Below are 17,568 nucleotides of genomic sequence, written 5' to 3' on the forward strand. Positions count from 1 at the left end.
AATACAATGGACCACCGGCGACCGACCGCTGACCGCCGATTTGGTATACGGCATCGAGCCCTCAAAATACAGTGCAAATCGGCGGTAGGCCAAAAATTTGTCGGGCACAAATGGCCCCAGAGGGGCTACCTGTTTCTAGCACGCCCCTGCCACGACAACGCCCGGCTCCGGAGGAGCCTCCTGGCCAGCAACACAGGATACCCCTGCCGGAGTGCGAAAATGTAATTCAAATGCATTGCTATAAACAAGATGGCCCTCCGGGCCCCGCAAAAAACACGCTTTTAAGGTTCAATCATTCAATCATTCAATCATTCAATCATTCAATCATTCAATCATTCAATCACTAAATCACCAAAATCATGAAAACCAACATCATCACCTCGCTTTTCTTCTTCATTTGCTTCACCATATCCGCGATGGCTTCTGATTTAAATCCTAAAACTACCGCTGACGAAAACACCGCGAACAAAGGCTTCGCCGTCGTCGAACTATTCACCTCGGAAGGCTGTTCGAGCTGCCCGCCGGCTGATAAGCTGCTGGCGAAAATCCAGGAAGAGCATGCAGGCAAGCCGGTTTACCTTCTCGCATTCCACGTCGATTACTGGAACCACCAGGGATGGCGCGATGTATTCAGCGAGAAAGACTTTACTAAGCGGCAGTACCAGTATGCCGGCTGGCTCAACCTCGAAACGGTTTACACGCCGCAGGTGGTCGTAAACGGTAAACTCGAACTGATCGGCTCACAGGAAGAAACGCTGAGACGCGCATTGAATATCGAACTTAAATCGGCAGCTCCGGCGCAGCTGAACGCCGAAGCGCAAATCGAAGCGGGCAAGCTGAAACTGGCATATCAAACGACGAATGCTGGCCGCAGTACCGCTTTACAGGTTGTATTGGTTCAAAAAGTAGCACATACGATGGTAAAACGCGGCGAGAATGCCGGTCGTTTACTCCCGCACGTACAAATCGTCCGCCGGATACAGAGCTTCCCGGCAGCAGGCAGCGGTAATGTGGCCGTGAACCTGCCCGAAGGATTTGACCCGAACGACTGGGAAGTGATCACGTTCCTGCAAAATACGCAGACAGGCGCTATTGTCGCAGCGGACAGACCCGTTATTGACGGTGGGTTGCTGACGACTGACCGCCGACCCTAACGATCATCACACCGTATTCGGCCGTCGGCGGTCAGCCGTCAGCGGTCCCAAACTCAACCATCATGAAAAGCCTCATAACATTCATCCTCGCAACCATCACATTAGCCGCATGCCACGACTCCCGCAAGCTCACGCCTGCACCCGAAACGATCTTCGACGACAATGGCCTGCACGTGATCACCTCGTTCCATAACGACCGTACCCGTACTATTTCGGTACTTTACGGTAACGACAAGGCCCTCGCACATGCCAGCCAAGAGCAGTTCGCACACACGCCCGGCGTGGCGACGCGCGGCGTACCGACGCCCGGCGTGGCGACGCCCGGCGAAGTTTTCAAGCTGGTCACGTGGGACCTGAAACAAAACCCGCTGTGGTTCGGGAGCAATATCAACGGCGGTTTGCAGACGGTGGAGACAGTAACCGTTTCGGCCGGTGAATCGGGCCCGGCGATCAGCTACGTTTTGGAGAATCCGACTCAAAAAAATGGCAAAAATGCCGTTTCAAGCAATGCGGAGCGGATTAGTTTTATATTTGCCCAACGGGCGTCTGTTTTCCCGTAAACCGGTTCACGAACACTTATGGTACAAAAGACATTCAGGGTTTCGGCGGTAATCGTCTGGCTGAGCTCCTTGTCGCTGGGCGTGCTCACCACTGTCCCCAAAATAGCCGAGAAGCATCCCAATGGTTTCGAAGCGATTACCAGCGCGTTGATCACCACCTCGTTTACATTGTTTGTGTGGTATTTCAATATCTATTCGCTGCCCAAGTTTACGAAGGGACACGCATCGAACGGTTTTTCCTACCCGCTGCTGTTCCGAAGCATCGCCATCGGTATCGTGCTGATGTTCGTGATGGTAGGCTCGCAGAAGCTGGCGATCCCGTCGCTGGATTTCGGCCCGGTGGTACTGATGTTCGAAGTGCGGGGGATCATGATCAATCTGATCTTCTATATGCTGCTGCATTTACTCTACCAGACCCACCGCAACCAGCAGGTGATCCTCGAACTCGAGCGCAGCAAGGCCGATAACCTCGGGGCACAATATGAATTGCTGAAACAACAGGTCAACCCGCATTTCCTTTTTAACAGCCTCAGCACCCTGAAATCGATGGTTGAGCTGGAAGACAAGAACAGCGTCGACTTCATCCTTAAACTGTCTGATTTTTACAGATTTACACTGGAAAACAGGAAACTGGACCTGATCAGTCTCGCAGAGGAGATCGAAATACTCGATGCTTATATGTATTTGCTCAAAGCGCGGTTTGAAGAGGGTATCGAGCTGGAATACCGGATCCCGGAGGATGTTTACCGGACCTGGATACCTCCGTTCACCCTGCAACTGCTCGTCGAGAACTGCATCAAGCACAATGTCGTTTCACTCGACAAACCGCTCCACATTGCGATATATGAAGAGAACGGCCTGCTGATCGTCGAAAACCCACTGCAATTGAAGAAAAACCCCGAGCATTCCACCGAAGTAGGGCTCGACAATATTAACCGGCGGTATTTCCACCTGCTGAACCAAAAAATACAAATCGAGAACGACCAGGAATATTTCAGGGTCAAACTGCCACTTATTCATGAAAATCGTAATCATTGAAGACGAAATTAAAACGGCCCGTTCGCTGGCGCAGCTGATCACGACCCTCCGCCCCGAGGCAGAGGTGGTAGCGACGATCCAGAGCGTGGAACGGGCCGTTTCCTACCTCACGGAAATGCCCCAGCCCGATCTGATATTCATGGATATCCAGCTTTCCGACGGTATTTGTTTTGAAATTTTCGAAGCGGTGAAAGTGGTGCCTCCGGTTATATTCTGTACGGCTTACGACCATTATGCAATCGAGGCATTCAAGGCCAACGGCATCGATTATCTGCTCAAACCATTTAAAAAAGAGCACATTGAAGGAGCGCTGGACAAGCTAAGCCAGTTGAAAAGCTATTTCTCCGCCGAAAAACCGCTGGTACCTGAGCTCGAATTGCTTCTGAAAAGGCTCGGCGAACCGGAAGGCAAAAAGAGCTTCCTGGTTTTCAAACAAAACAAATACATTACCATCAAAACCGAGACGATCGCTTTCTTTTACATTCACAACGAAACCACCTGGCTGCGTACGTTCGACAACCAGGACTACACCATCACGCAGCCGCTGGAAGAAGTGCAGGGTATGGTATCATCGTCGCAATTTTACCGGTTGAACCGCCAGTACCTGGTCAATTTTGATGCGGTGAAAGAAGTAGAGCATTACTTTTCGAGAAAGCTGTTTATCAAACTCACGATCCCGACGCCCGAAAAACTGCTGATAGGAAAAGAGAAAGTCAGTCATTTTCTCGGCTGGCTCGAAAACCGCTAGCCGCTGGCCGCGCGCGGCCAAAAAGAAAAATCCATTGAACATAATATGATCAATGGATTTTTAACTACATAACTCAATAGCAATAACCGTACTTGGTGCACTTGTTATTGTGTTCGAAAGATATCGTTAAGAAGCAGGCGGTGTGATTAAAAATGAATTAAAAATGCACCTGCTCTTCTCAGATCGTGATGGACTCCCCTATTTCCGGTAAATGCAGCGTCAGGCCGGCATCCGCAAAAGCCTTGATCGCCGCCGCCTTATCGATCTTGATAAACCCGAAGGTATCGTAATGCACGCCCAGTACCTGGGTCACGCCGAGCAATTTAGCCGCTTCAATAGCATCTTCAATTCCCATCGTGAGCACGTCGCCGATCGGTAGTGCCGCAAAATCCAGTTTTGCCCATTTCGGGATGAGCGACATATCCAGCGTCAACGCTGTATCCCCGCTGTAATAGAAGTTTCCGTCTTCGGTTTTAAATGCAAACCCCTCGGCCACACCGGCATAACTACCATCCTGGAAGCTGCTGGAATGCACGGCGGCAGTCCCCTTCGCAATGCCGAAATCGAACACCCATTTGCCGCCCGGGTTCAACGGATGCACATTCTTCACCCCCTGCGCACCGAAATGCGTGTAGAGCTCCCAGCTGCCCACCACCATCGCATCGTTGTTGTTAGCGATCTTCACCACATCATGCGAGTGATCGAAATGGCCGTGTGAAACAAAAATATAATCTACGCTGATGTCGTCCGGATTAATGCCTTTGGCCAGTTCATTGCCTGAAATAAAGGGATCGAACAGGATCGTTTTGCCCCCCGCGACTACGGAGAAACACGAGTGACCGTAATAGGTAATTTTCATCGTTTCAGTTTTTCATGTAATAATACAGCCGTGCCGGGAGCTCTCAAAATGATGCTGGCACAAAAAAATTGGCCGGGTGCATCCCGTGCTTAATCGTTCATTTTACCCAATCCGGGCACATGTAACCGAAAGTATTCTAATACAGCGATTTATGGGGAAAAATTTTCCCGGCTTTGTTGGAAATATGTAAAAGTACTTCTACATTCGTGAGCATTTACGAGTGCGAATTAAAATTCACTATCTAATTCTTTCATGATTATGAAAAACCGTTTCTCCCTCTTCTCGTTCATGTTTGTGGTGATGTTGGCCGGCTTCACAAGCCGTGCAGTGGCCCAAGACACACAAACCGACAACCACCAGATCTCCGTGGTGGTACCTGTTGTAGCTTTGCTTGACCTTGAAACCTCCGCAACCAAAAATTTTACAGCCAGTTTTACCAAACCCACCAATGATGAAGCGGGTGAGAAGATCCTGGCACCTGCCGCCAACAGCACCATCTGGCTCAACTACACGTCGATCCAGGCAGGAACTACTACCAAGAAAGTGAATGTGAAAGCCAATGCGGTTGTGGATGGTGTGGATATTCACCTCGTGGCCGCTGCTGCTGCCGGCGGTGCGGGTACAAAAGGAACACCAACTGCCGGTTTCAACCTGACGACAAGCGATCAGACGCTCATTTCAGACATCGGAAGCGCGTACACGGCTTCGGGACCAACCAGCGGACACCAGCTGACCTACACGTTTATCGCCGATGATGCCAACTACGCAAACCTGCGTTCAGGCTCGACGACCGTTACAGTGACGTATACGCTCGCGGATAACTAAGACTCTGAATGAAATGGATTGCCTTACTCAGCATGATGCTACTGATGCCCCGGTATGTACGGGCATCGGTAGTGATCTTGAACGGATTGACGCACAACCACAGCATTCCGACGCCGGCCACGAAGGTACAGGGGACCATTAAGGTCAAAAATGACGGCGGAAAGGACTCCCGTATACTGGTATACCGTCAGGACCTCGTTTCGCAATGCGATCAGCAGGCGGCTTACCCGGAGATCGGTAGCCACGGCAGGTCGCTCGGAGCAGGTCTGAAAACGAATGTCGACGAGCGGGTGATCGCTACCAAAGAAGAGTACGACCTGCGGTACACGATCGAAGCCGATCCGGACCGCCAGCCGGGCACTTACTGGGAGGTCATTATGGTGGAAGTAGCCGACCCTGTGCGCGAAGAATCGCATAGCGGCATTCAGGTCAATTCGAAAGTACGTTACGCCATTCAGGTGATCGTGGACATCGGGCCGGTGGAAGGGCCACCCCTGTCCTATGAAAAGGTCATTTACGAAAAGGTTTCCGCCGACCAATCGGTTCTGAAAGTGGTCCTGAAGAACAACGGTGCATACGGCGCGCGTACAAATGTCATGCTCGAAGTTTACGACAGCAACGGTAACAAACTCAAAACTACGCAGCCTAACACCCGGATGCTTTACCCGGGCAATTGCAGCACGTTTGAGATACCCATTACCGACGTGCCGAAAGGCAAGTACGACTGCGTGATCATCGCCGACACCAAAAAAGACCTGTTCGGTTCGAACATTTCTTTACAGATTGAATAATCCTCCTCTCCCATTGTACCGGCTCATCGCCATATTACTTTTAATGACAGGACTGAATGGTTACGGGCAGGCGCCGGTAACCGTCAGCCTGGCAAATGTGCCGGACGTGGTTGTTCCTGGCGGGCATATCACGTTGTTCTTTGATGTGAAGTCTACCTCACCCCTACCTGATTCGCTGCGGGAAGAAATACAGTTGCCCGAAAAATGGCGGCTTCTTTCCCAGCGACGTCCGGTAAGGACTGCCGGAGACCAGCGCATACGTCATTTTTATGTGATTGGAGCACCTGCGGGCTACGCTTCGGGCGAATACCTGGTAAAATTCCTGATTCACGGGAATGGTCGGGAGGTTACCACACAGGTGCCGCTCACCATCGGGCAAATCCGCAACATCGAGCTGTTTATCGTGACGCAGCCCGAATTTGTCCGCGAAGGGGACACGCTCCGGATCACCTATATGATCCGCAATGCGGGCAACAATGCTGAAAAATTCCTTTTGAAATCCGACCACGGCAAGGTCGAAAATATTACCGATAGCCTTACCTTGGAACCGGGGGCCGGAACTCATGTAACCGTCTCCCAGGTCATTCCCACCACCGACAACAATGCGTGGCAAGCGTCGTCGAGCCTCTCGGCCATGATGACCGGCGCCGCCGAGCCGGTGTATTCCGTAACCAGTATACCCGTTTTTTCCTCCAAAGTCAGAAAGATCGACCGCTACTTCCGCTTTCCGGTGGAAGTGGGCGGTGGATATTTGTCGTATCGCTACGGCGACCGCGAGGTTACCGCCTATCAGTATCAGGCCACCGGCAAGGGGTTCATCGACCAGAAAGAGCGGCACTATGTCGATTTCATTATCCGCGGGCCCAACCAGTTCGTATTTCCCGCGGCAGGTACCTACGACCAGTATTCGCTCGATTATGCCTGGCGCAAAAGGCTGCTCGTTTCTGCGGGCGATTATGTATTGCAGCTCAACAACCTGATGGAATTCGGCCGTTTCGGGCGCGGACTGCGGGTAGAGCAACAGTTCAGGAAAGTGGCCTACACGGTATTTTACCAGAAAGCGCGATTTTTCATGAACCAGAAAGACTCGTTTGGAGGCAAGTTTTTATACAAATTCAATGAGTCGGCCAATATCGGGGTGCATTATGCTTCCAAGAATGTGTTTTTCCATGACCGGCGTTTCTGGTCGCACCTGACGGGCCTGGCCGCGAACGTACACACGAAGGAATTCAACCTGGAAAGTGAAGTGAGCGCCGGCCAGGCGATCGGCAAAACCGATTACGGCGCATTTTTACGGCTTCAACTGTCCAAAAAGTGGATCAGCGTTACAAGCAATGTCATTTATGCGGGCAAGCATTTCTATGGCTTTTACAACAACAGCCGGCTGTTCAACAACAATATCGGTTTTAACATTACCCGTAAACTGACCATCGGGGCCAGCAACAACTTTTCCGATGTCAACCCCAGCCTCGACGCCACCCTGTACAGCGTTTCGCCTAAAGACCGCAGTTATATAGGCTACGTTTCCTTTCAGCCCGACCAGCGTAACCGTTTCTTTCTGTTTTATTCCAAAGCCGAACGGAAAGACCGGCAGCAACCTGCGTCATTCCATTATTCCGAGAATTTCAGCAATTTCTCCTACAACCTTACCTCGCCGAAGTTCACGCTCTTTTACCAGGGGCGCTATGGCTATTCCAAAAACCACCTGGCACCCGACGGAAACGGCCAAAACGAGTCATTTTCCAACCAGGTGCAGCCAGCTGTCCGGATTTTTCCGTGGATTTGGGTCGGTGCGTACTTCGAACACCAGCATACCAGCAAGTTCTCAACGTCGGGCACGGTTGAAAATCTGTTCTTTTACGGGGGAAATGCACGGATCAATATCAAAAGAAACCTGTATGCGAGCTTCCTTTACCGCAACAACTACGCCCCCGACGAATTATACGTGCGAAGAAGTTTTGTGGACGCTTCGCTCCTGCTGGATTTGAAAAGACACGTTTTCACATTCTCCGGAGGCCGCTCCTATATCCCCAACGTAGCCAACACCGACCAGAACACGCTTTTTTTCAGCCTTAAATATGCATTACGACTGAATGTCCCCCTTGGGCGGAAGAAAAATATCGGCACGGTAATGGGCCAGCTCACAGGTTTCGGATACCGCAAGCAGGGTAATCTCATCCAGCTCGGCAGCCACAAGTTCATGACCGACAGCACGGGCATGTTTACTTTCAATGGCGTAGCGCCCGACCATTATTACCTGAGCATCACCCAAAACGAATCAGGCAGCGAGGGGGTCGTACCCATGGTACGCATGCCGATGCTGGTAGATGTGCGCCCCGACAGCCTTAGTGTAGTAGAAATCCCGCTGACGCGCACCGGCAGCATCACGGGCAGGATCGAATTTTTAAAAGCCAAACAAAATGGATTGTCGTCGGTACTGACCGAAAAACCGCCGGTACTGGTCAAACTGCATGGCGAAAACGGCAGCTACCTGACCGAACTGAACGATAAAGGAGAATTCTCGTTCCGGGAAATACGGCCGGGAGCCTGGGAAATATCGGTATTTATCCCGGATAGTCAGGACCGCTTCATCGTCGAAGACAGCAATCGCCAGCTCACGGTAGAAACCGACAAAACGCTCGACCTCACGTTCCGGATCAGGCCGAATGAAAAGCGAATCCATTTTTCGGAAAGAAATTTTGAAGTATCTGTCAAGAAATGAAATATGCCATGCTCCTATACGGTGTTTTGTCCGGTCTGTTCTCCTATGCACAGACGGTCGCGAACGTGGATGTGAGCATTTCTATGCCATCTGTCGCCCTGGTGGATATTCTGCCATCGGGCTCCAACAGCGTTACCCTGCAAATGACGGCTCCCACCGAGGCAGGCAATACCATCGGGACAAGCTCCTCCAATAATACCAACTGGCTTATATTCACTTCCGCAGTCACCAGCGGCGGGTCCCGGAGCATCAAGGGCGATGTGGTAGGAACGTTGCCGGCGGGTATCCGGCTGCGGCTGGACATATCCGCGTACGTAGGCGCGGGACTGGGCTTCACGGGGGGTAACAGCTACGTCACGGCCAACAAGTACCTGACGAACACCCCGGTGAGTTTCATCGACAATATCAAAGGCGCGTACACCGGCATTACCTACGGCAGCAATGGGTTCCAGCTCACCTATTCGCTTGAAATACAGAACTATGCCAATATCCGCAGCGGCACATCGAACGTGACGGTGCGTTACACAATGGTCGACAACTGATGAAATATACTATTGCTTTTTGCATGGCAGGTCTGGTAGCCTTCGCCGCTTCCGCTCAAACGATTTCGATCAATAGCGGATCGACGTGGTCCATTCCCTCGCTTTCGTCGACGATCACCAAGGCGGGCAAAAATTATGAGCATATCGAAACCAGCAGCGCCTCGCAGACCCTCCTGAAAGTAAATGCATTGGTGGCCTGGTCCGTCACCGCACACCTCAGCACGACTTCCAACTGGGACTCCTCGCTGAAACTATCCGTACAGCGCACCGGTAACGGTACGGGCATTGCCATCCTCAGCGGGGGCACCACCTACATCCAGCTCACCAGTTCGCCGCAGGCTTTTTTCAGCGGCCTCCTCAACCTGACCGCCAACCGCGATAATATTCCGATCCAGTACAAAATCGAAGGATTGTCCGTAATGCTGCCGGTAAAGACCTACACGACGACGGTTACGTATACGATTTCGGGGTTGTAGGGGCCTGGCGGCCCGACCGCCGACCATCGACCGCCGATCACATGTTGTTGCCGGTGCAAATCTCCTGATTTGTACATACTATTCGTAGGCCTCCGGCCGGTCATTTCCGAAGCCTCGCTTTGCCGTATTGACCGGCCGGAGGCCTGCGAATACTGGTCACGAAGGTTTACCTTCGCGCCTATCGGCGGTCGGCGGTCAACCGTCAGCGCCCCCCTACTCAAACCTCCCCGCCTCCCGTATTTCCCGGAACGGCTTCTCGAAAAACTCCATCGTAATACGGTTAAAATCCGCGGCGTAATGGATCACTGTGGAATGCCCCGAATTGGGCAGGATCCAAAGGCAGGACTTCGGAATGGCCCTTGCGATCTGCACGGTGTGTTCGGGAATGATCACATCATGGTCACCGCCGATGATGAGCGAGGGGCATTGAATTTTGTGCAGTTGTTCGAGCGTAATATTCGGCTGGACGGCCATCAGGTGCATGAGCTTCTTTTGATTGCGCTTGACCGGGTCGGAGATTTGTTTCGCGAGATCAGCGTCCCATTCCAGGATCTTTTTATACAGCCACGGGTCCAGCGCGGTGGAGTCCGGCCATAGATTGGCCCCGGTCGCGGCCAGCTTCCGCACCTTTTCAGGATGCCGCAAGGCCAGCAATAATGCATTGATACCGCCATCGCTCCACCCCACTACGTTGCAGGAATCGATTTTGAGATGTTCCAGCAATGCATTCAGGTCGTCGGCCATCATCTCATAGGACAACGAATCGCCCGTATCCGCCGATTTCCCCTGCGCCCGGCTATCGACCAGGATCACTTTGTAGGATTTGGCAAAAGCATTGACCTGGTGCCTGAAATCACGCATCGAGCCTCCGTTACCATGGACGAACAGGACCGGCTTGCCGGCACCGTACATTTCGTAATATAGCTTCACACCCCTCAGGTCGGCAAAATGACCGGCTTTGGGATGCCGCCCCAGTAGCGCGGTATCCGGCTTTATCTGCGCATAGGTGTTCGCCCATGCCAGCCAGCAGCAAAGGATCAGAAAGTTCAGTTTCATTTCAAATCAGGTTTGAGGCTCGTACTTACCAAATGTACGCTCCAAAAACGACTCTATCCTTGCTTTCTGCCGCAAATGATGCCTGAAATGCATTTCCGAAAACTGAAACCATTCCTCCGCACACAGGTAGTGCAGCCCCGGGTGCTTCGCTTTTCCGTGAAACAAGCTCCGGGCAATCAAAAGGTCGGTTTCCGCCACAATGGTTTTCAGGCGCACGAGCCGGTCGATCAGCAACTGCTTGCTGCTTGGCTGGCGGACGAATGCATTGGAAGGCGGCCCATCCAGGATCGCGTCGGGAAATGCATTGTTGCGCAGCATGGCTTTGGCTTCGGAGGTACATTCCTCCATCGCATGGTCGTTCGACGCCAGGCATATCCTGATCTGGCTAAAATAAAATTCCGTCTCGTCCAGAATATGAATATAAACCTGCCCCAGCGACCAAGCGCCCGGACCCGGCTGGGCCAGCAGTCGGGCAATGTCGTAAGTTTCCAGCGACCGAAGCCAGATATCGATGGTGCGGTGATAGTCCTTGACTCTCATGTTTTAAGATGTGCTGATGATCTTACAAACCTAATCCGATCGCCGGAAAAAATGCGCGGGGTTTAACGACAATCAGCGGTGGTATTTGCGCCAAATGTATGGCTGTGCACGGGATAATCGATATAACCTCCGTCGCCGCCCTGGTAGTAAGTCCCGGGGTCGCCCGTTGCCAGTGGAATGTCGAGGCGGAAACGTTCGGTCAGATCGGGATTGGCTATGTATGGTTTGCCAAATGCGACCAGGTCCGCGAGCCCGGCCTGCAATGCCGCCTCGGCCGTTTCCGCAGTATAGCCTCCCGCCAGCACGACCAATCCGTCGTAACGCCGGCGAAGGTCACGGATGTAAGCCTCCGGGATTTTGCCACGCCCTGCCGGCCCCTGGTCGGACAAATGGATGTACAAAATGCCCATTCGCTGCAATGCATCCACGATGTACTGCTGCGTTTCGGCTTCTTCCGTGTAGTCGGGCAGGTCGTTGAGTTTCACAAACGGCGAGAGGCGGATGCCCGTGCGCTCCCGCCCGATCGCCGCCACGGTACCTTCCACTATTTCGAGCAAAAAGCGGCTGCGGGCCGCGATACTACCTCCATATGCGTCTCTGCGCCGGTTGGTGTGCGGGTGCAGAAATTGCTCCGGCAAAAATCCGTGTGCGCCGTGTATTTCAACACCGTCAAAACCTGCCTCCATGGCATTGACCGCCCCTTGAATATGCTCGTCGATGAGCCTGCGCACATCGGCAGTGGTCGCTTCCACTGGCTCGCTGTTAGGTAAATGTACTTCGCCCGGCGTGCGTATGATCCCTTCGGCAGTCACCACCGACGGCGCGATCAGCGGCATTTGCCCTTCGTTATTAAGGTAATGCCCGATCCGTCCCGCGTGCACGAGCTGCATAAAGATCCGCCCGCCGCGAGCATGCACTTCGCTGGTAACGCGTTTCCAGCCTTCGATCTGCGCCTGGTTGTAAATTCCGGGGGTGCCCATGTAACCGATGCCGTTCGGGGACACAGCGGTATTGTCGGTAATAATCAGGCCTGCGCCTGCCCGCTGTCCGAAATACTCCGGCGCGGATACACCTGGAACACCGTTGAATGCCCTCCGGCGGTTCATAGGCGCCATTACAACGCGATTAGGCAGTTCCAGCGTGCCGGTTATCAGGGGGGCCAATAGTTTTTTCTCCGTATTCATCATTGCTTTTTTTGAATACAAAACTACCCGCGGCACCGGCGGCCGAACAGTGACATTGCGTGGTTTTTTCGGTATTTTTACAGGTTATGAGACAAAAGACGCTGCATCAACCTTTCGAAGTATACGTGGCCGACATGGACTGCTGGAACGAGCGGCCCTTAATATACCACTTCTTTGAAATCGTCAGGATCATGGATGGCACCGGCACCCGGGAAACCAATCGCAACCGCTTCCGGTACCAACCGGGCAGTATTTTCCTTTTTACCCCGCTGGATTGCCGTGGCTTCGATGTCGAAACGCCCACCCGGTTCTGTTCCATCCGGTTTTCGGAAGTGTTTTTATCTGAATATAAAACCGAGCAGGACAGAGAACGCGTGACCGAATGGCTGAAACAGCTGGAAACGATTTTTGCCCACCATAACCGCTTCGAAGAACTGCTGATCCGCAACGAAGGCGATTGCCAAATGATCGCGTCGCTGATTTCACTCCTCGTCGCCGAATATGCACAGCGGCAGGCAGGTCACGAAGAAAACTTACGGCATTTGGTGACGCTTATGCTCAACGTCATCACGCGCAATGTACACGACGGCCGCGTGGCCGACACCCCTGGCGAGAAGCAGGCGCTGATCAACCGCGTGTTACTGCATATCCAAAGGCATGTCGCCGATCCCGAAAAGCTGCGCGTCGATTACCTGGCCGGGCAATTCAATCTATCGCCCAGTTACGTCGGCGAATATTTCCGGAAATACACCGGGGAAAGCCTGCAAAACTATGTCGCGTCGTCGCGCATCAAACTGGTAGCACAACGACTGACACATAGCAACCTGACCGTCAGCGAAATAGCCAACGAACTGGGCTATACCGACGAAAGCCATCTCAGCCGCCAGTTCCGCAAGCACCACGGCACCAGCCCGACCGCCTTCCGGAAAGGACTCGTTACAGTTTAAAGAATGCCATTGGCCGCAAACTCCCGGGGCGTCATATTGTACAGGTCGCGGAAACATTTAGCGAAATAGGAAAGGTTATCAAAACCCACCGCATAGGCCGCCTCCGACACGGTAATACCCTCAGAAAGCATTGCAGCAGCTTTTTTCAGTCGGTAGTTACGGATCAGCTCCACTGCCGACAGGTTCGTCAGCGTTTTGAGTTTTCTGTTCAGGCTGCTGTTGCTCATGCCGATCTCACGGATCAGCTCGGTTACCCCGAAATCGGGGTCGTCGAGACGGGTGTCGAGAATGTGATACAGCCTGTTCAGAAAAGGGTCTGTAACCGTTTCCGGGTCTGCCGGTAAGGGAGCGGGTTCCGCAAAGCTCGCCCGCAGGCGCTCGTACAGGCGCGCCTGCCTGTCGAGCAGGTTGCGTACGCGCAGACGCAGCTCGGGCAGGTGAAAAGGCTTGGTAATGTAATCGTCCGCACCGAGTTCCAGCCCTTCCACCCTGCTTTCCAATGCCGATTTGGCCGTCAGCAACACCACAGGAATATGGCTCGTTTCCAGGTTGGATTTAATGTGTTTGCAAAAAGTATAACCATCCATGACGGGCATCATCACATCGCTGATGATGAGGTCGGGCATAATTTCCGCGGCCATCGCCAATCCTTCCTCGCCGTTCCGTGCGTGGTAAAACCGGTAATTTTCGGCCAGGCTGTCGGAAACAAACTCCGCCAGCCCCGCATTATCTTCCAACAGCAGGATAGACGCCAAACGGACCGCCGTCTCAGCCATATGACCATTTCCGCTTATTTCCCCGGCTATGTGCCGCGCTGCCTGTTGCGCCTCGTCGCGGCGGTACGGCAAGTTCACTGTGAACACGGTATCAAACGCACCGAATCCGCTTCTGACCGAAACCGTTCCGCCTTGCAGGCTGACCAGCTCCTTCACAATAGCCAGCCCGATGCCGGTACCTTCATGGTAGCCTGTCGGTGGATCGGCCTGGTAAAAACGGTCAAAAATACGGTCAAGCTGCGCATCCGGAATCCTGGCTCCGGTGTTAGCGACGCTGATTTCCGTATTATCCCGACCAACCATATCGAGTACCACCGCTATCCGTCCGCCGGCATTGGCAAACTTCACCGCATTGGAAAGCAGGTTCGTAACAATCCTTTCCAGCTTTTCATGATCAAACCAGTAATACCGGCCTTCCAGGCGATTGTCGAACTCCAGAGTTGCATTTTTCGCCTCGGCTACCAATTGGAAAGTGCCGGTAAGCATTTCCACAAAATCCGGCAAATCGCCCCAGGCGGCATCGATGTGCGTCGTTCCGGCTTCCAGTTTGGAAAGGTCGAGCAGCTGATTGATGAGCCTCAGAAGCTGCCGGGCATTCCGGTCGATCAGCGAAAGGCGTTTGGTATCCTTTTCCTGTCGCGTTTCTTCCAGCATTTGGCCGGTCGGCCCCAGGATCAGCGTTAGCGGCGTCCGGAATTCGTGGGTAATGTTGGAGAAAAACCGGGTCTTCATCCCGTCCAGCTCCCGCAGCTGCTCGGCCTCCCGCACTTTCAGGTCCACTTCTTTTTGCTTGAAAACAATAGATTGCTGCATCCTGACCCGATTAATATAAACCCTCAACAACCCATAAACCACGCCGAGAAAAGCCAGGAGATAGATCGCATACGCCCACCATGTTTGCCACCACGGCGGACTGACCCGAATACGCAGCTCCCTGATTTCCGGGCTCCATACACCCAGCGTATTGGAGGCATTCAGCCGCAGCACATAGTTCCCCGGCCGGAGGTCGGTATACTTGGTAACAGGTGTTTCCGTTTCAATCCAGCTGTCGTCCACGCCTTCGAGCTGGTAACGGTAGCGGATTTTCTCGCTGCGGTTATACTGCATCGCCGCAAATTCGACGGTCAGGAAGTTTTGCCAATGCGCCAGGTCAAGTGCCTGCATCGCCGTTACGGGCAGCTCCCCGGCCGACAACTTCGGCTCCAAGGGAGTATTGTTAATGGAAATACCTGTTATATAAACCGGCGGCCGGTAATGGTCCTCATTAGGCTGCTTTGAATCAAAAGCAGTGATTCCTTCCATGCCGCCCAGGAAAATGCGCCCGTCGGGCAATGCGAGCGCGTGGAAGCGGTTGAACTCGTCGGCCATCAGGCCGTCCTCGCGCGTGTAGGTACGTGTGTGCAACGTTTTCCTGTTCACCTGGCATAATCCCTGGTTGGTCGCCACCCACACATTACCCCGTCGATCAGGGATAGCCGCATACACCACATTATTAGGCAGGCCATTCTGCTTCGAAAGCCGCACGCAAAGCCCGGTACGCTTATCGAACCGGCACAAACCACCACCGAACGTCCCCACCCAAAGCAGGTTTTCGTCCAGCGGATCTGCGAAAAGGCAATACAAGTTGTCGCTGCTCAAAGTCCCTGCTCCCTGCCCGTAACGCCTGATCGCGCCCGAAGCCTTGTCGATGCGGTACAGCCCCCGCACGGTCGTCGCGACCCAGATGTATTGCTTGTCGGCTACGATCTGGTAAATACCCGATTCGATTCCGGGGCGGCCCACGTCAGGGCGGCCCGCGACCGGACGAACAGCATGCACGAAGCGTGTCCAGACGCCGTTTTGATAAGAAAACAAAAGGCTATCGTACATGGCCCACATGCGGCCGTCCGGGTCCTTCGCCAGGCTGATCGCCAGCTCCGAGCGCCTGATATCCCTGATCTCCACGGGGAACGGAATGCTCCTGATCGCGCGGCTATTCAAATCCAGTTCAAAAAGCGGCGTGCGCCCGGCGCTGAACCACATCTTTTGCGGGCTGTCGAATGCGTAGCGAAAATTGTAGGAAAAAAGATCGCGCGGCAGCCTGGCCATTTCGGCAGGCGGCACTTTCAGGAAGTCGCGCAGAAGATCTGCAATGAAATCGGAGGAATAGGGTTTGGTATTGAAATAGCTCGCTCTCAGGTTGTACTTCCGGATCCCCTGGCCGTTGGTCCCCGCCCAGAGGACGTCGGAACGGTCAACGTAAAGACTCTTGAATTCGTCCACATCTGCCTGAACGGGAAACTCGGCAATACTGTCATTCTTATCCAGCCGGTACAAATGGTTCATCCGGAAAAAATAGACATTGCCCTTGCTGTCGGTCACAATCGGGTGCCGGTACTGGGCCTGGCTATCCAGCACAAGCGCACGTGTCTGCCCCTGGCCTGTAACGGGGTCAACCAGCACCATTCCCGTGTTGTAAAGCAGCAACAGGCGGCCGTCGCCCAGCTCATTCCAGGCATTTACCTTCGTGTCGATGCCATTGGCAAGAATCGCCGCGTGGTATGCTGCAAAATGATCGGCGCCCCGTTTTTGTATAAAAATCCCCTTGTTGGTCACAGCCCAGATATTACCGGCCTTATCTTCCCTTACAAACCGGACGTGGGCGTGGGCAATGCCGGTGGTATCCCCGTCGGCAGCGTAGTAGCGCCTGATTTTTTGGGTATTTAAATGAATGCAGGCCAGCCCTCCACCGTCCGACATCAGCCAAAGCCGATGCTGGCGGTCGGCGTACATATCCCTCAGAAAGCGTTTCCCAAACTGTTTCTGGTAAAATGCCTGTCGTGAAAAATTAACAAAGGTTTCCCGAACGGGGTCGAACAGGTCGATCTGCCCCTGATCGGTGGTAATCCAGATTTTGCCGTCGGCGGTGATTTGCAAACTTTCCAGTCCTAATGAAGAAAGCGATACCTCCTGCGTGTCCGACGGTTGGAATACCCTGAAACTGCGGCCGTCGTAACGGCGGCCATCGTAACGGCATAGTCCGTCGCGCGTGGCAAGCCATATAAAGCCGCGCGTGTCCTGGACTATCCCCGGCACAAATCCCTGCGGAAGGCCCTGTTTGGCGGTGATACTTTCGGGAACAGGGAAGCCCGCCGACTGCGCCAGCAATACTACCGGCAGGCACGCGCCGGTAATCAGCCAATGCAGGAAGACGACGACAAACGGGCGGAGCATGTAGAATTTCTTCAGTTGGCGTGCTTTCCAGCTAATTTACGATAAAACAGCCTTGTATGACGAAAATTGAACAGTATCTGCTTAAAAATTGACAATCCCGGGACATTTACGCTGTCCATATTGCAGACCTAAAATGA

The 17,568-nt window shown here is 53.2% G+C and carries 15 protein-coding genes; 10 read left to right on the forward strand and 5 right to left on the reverse strand.

Translation table 11 applies throughout. The features are described from left to right. The first annotated feature begins 359 nt into the window (after nucleotides 1-359). From J7619_RS11075 to J7619_RS11090, 4 genes are all read left to right on the forward strand, one after another. Nucleotides 360-1,154 carry a thioredoxin family protein gene (locus J7619_RS11075; RefSeq protein WP_291197925.1) on the forward strand — a complete coding sequence of 265 codons (795 nt, stop codon included), beginning with the start codon at nucleotides 360-362 and terminating at the stop codon, nucleotides 1,152-1,154. A 62-nt stretch (nucleotides 1,155-1,216) separates the two neighbouring features. Next, a complete protein-coding gene (locus J7619_RS11080) occupies nucleotides 1,217-1,714 on the forward strand; it encodes a hypothetical protein (protein ID WP_291197927.1) in 498 nt (165 codons plus the stop codon). A gap of 18 nt (nucleotides 1,715-1,732) precedes the next feature. Next, nucleotides 1,733-2,752, forward strand: coding sequence for a sensor histidine kinase (locus J7619_RS11085; RefSeq protein WP_291197928.1), 1,020 nt, complete (start codon nucleotides 1,733-1,735; stop codon nucleotides 2,750-2,752). Then, nucleotides 2,733-3,500 (forward strand): LytTR family DNA-binding domain-containing protein, encoded by a 768-nt coding sequence (locus tag J7619_RS11090; RefSeq protein ID WP_291197930.1) that lies wholly within the window; start codon nucleotides 2,733-2,735, stop codon nucleotides 3,498-3,500. Before J7619_RS11085 ends, J7619_RS11090 begins: the two co-directional genes overlap by 20 nt. Nucleotides 3,501-3,678: 178 nt before the next feature. On the opposite strand, the gene J7619_RS11095 is transcribed toward J7619_RS11090, so the two are convergent. After that, the gene (locus J7619_RS11095; protein WP_291197932.1) at nucleotides 3,679-4,359 is read right to left on the reverse strand and encodes a metal-dependent hydrolase; all 681 of its coding nucleotides are present in this window, start codon (nucleotides 4,357-4,359) and stop codon (nucleotides 3,679-3,681) included. A 258-nt stretch (nucleotides 4,360-4,617) separates the two neighbouring features. Here J7619_RS11095 and J7619_RS11100 point away from each other — a divergent pair, with 258 nt between their 5' ends. From J7619_RS11100 to J7619_RS11120, 5 genes are read left to right on the forward strand one after another with little or no spacing between them, the layout of a single operon-like run. Continuing rightward, nucleotides 4,618-5,184 (forward strand): hypothetical protein, encoded by a 567-nt coding sequence (locus J7619_RS11100; protein ID WP_291197934.1) that lies wholly within the window; start codon nucleotides 4,618-4,620, stop codon nucleotides 5,182-5,184. An 8-nt stretch (nucleotides 5,185-5,192) separates the two neighbouring features. Continuing rightward, complete coding sequence (locus J7619_RS11105; RefSeq protein WP_291197936.1) at nucleotides 5,193-5,975, forward strand: hypothetical protein; 783 nt, start codon at nucleotides 5,193-5,195, stop codon at nucleotides 5,973-5,975. A 43-nt stretch (nucleotides 5,976-6,018) separates the two neighbouring features. Continuing rightward, on the forward strand, nucleotides 6,019-8,697 hold the full coding sequence (locus tag J7619_RS11110; RefSeq protein WP_291197938.1) for a hypothetical protein: 2,679 nt from the start codon (nucleotides 6,019-6,021) through the stop codon (nucleotides 8,695-8,697). Nucleotides 8,698-8,705: 8 nt separating this feature from the next. After that, the gene (locus J7619_RS11115) at nucleotides 8,706-9,239 is read left to right on the forward strand and encodes a hypothetical protein (RefSeq protein WP_291197940.1); all 534 of its coding nucleotides are present in this window, start codon (nucleotides 8,706-8,708) and stop codon (nucleotides 9,237-9,239) included. After that, nucleotides 9,239-9,715 carry a hypothetical protein gene (locus J7619_RS11120; RefSeq protein WP_291197942.1) on the forward strand — a complete coding sequence of 159 codons (477 nt, stop codon included), beginning with the start codon at nucleotides 9,239-9,241 and terminating at the stop codon, nucleotides 9,713-9,715. The genes J7619_RS11115 and J7619_RS11120 overlap by 1 nt, the downstream gene beginning before the upstream one ends. A 213-nt stretch (nucleotides 9,716-9,928) precedes the next feature. On the opposite strand, the gene J7619_RS11125 is transcribed toward J7619_RS11120, so the two are convergent. The 3 genes from J7619_RS11125 to J7619_RS11135 form a co-directional block, all read right to left on the reverse strand. Next, on the reverse strand, nucleotides 9,929-10,771 hold the full coding sequence (locus J7619_RS11125) for an alpha/beta fold hydrolase (RefSeq protein WP_291197944.1): 843 nt from the start codon (nucleotides 10,769-10,771) through the stop codon (nucleotides 9,929-9,931). A gap of 6 nt (nucleotides 10,772-10,777) precedes the next feature. Further along, the gene (locus tag J7619_RS11130) at nucleotides 10,778-11,311 is read right to left on the reverse strand and encodes a DinB family protein (RefSeq protein ID WP_291197946.1); all 534 of its coding nucleotides are present in this window, start codon (nucleotides 11,309-11,311) and stop codon (nucleotides 10,778-10,780) included. Nucleotides 11,312-11,373: 62 nt separating this feature from the next. Then, nucleotides 11,374-12,498 carry an alkene reductase gene (locus J7619_RS11135; protein WP_291197948.1) on the reverse strand — a complete coding sequence of 375 codons (1,125 nt, stop codon included), beginning with the start codon at nucleotides 12,496-12,498 and terminating at the stop codon, nucleotides 11,374-11,376. Between the two features lie 83 nt (nucleotides 12,499-12,581). On the opposite strand from J7619_RS11135, the gene J7619_RS11140 reads away from it, so the two are divergent. Continuing rightward, nucleotides 12,582-13,442: an AraC family transcriptional regulator gene (locus J7619_RS11140; protein WP_291197950.1), complete on the forward strand. Its 861-nt coding sequence runs from the start codon at nucleotides 12,582-12,584 to the stop codon at nucleotides 13,440-13,442. Here J7619_RS11140 and J7619_RS11145 read toward each other — a convergent pair. Further along, nucleotides 13,439-17,431 (reverse strand): hybrid sensor histidine kinase/response regulator transcription factor, encoded by a 3,993-nt coding sequence (locus J7619_RS11145; protein WP_291197952.1) that lies wholly within the window; start codon nucleotides 17,429-17,431, stop codon nucleotides 13,439-13,441. The genes J7619_RS11140 and J7619_RS11145 overlap by 4 nt on opposite strands. Nucleotides 17,432-17,568 lie beyond the last annotated feature (137 nt).

It is taken from the genome of Dyadobacter sp. (assembly GCF_017744695.1).
In the GTDB taxonomy this organism is placed as follows: Bacteria; Bacteroidota; Bacteroidia; order Cytophagales; family Spirosomataceae; genus Dyadobacter.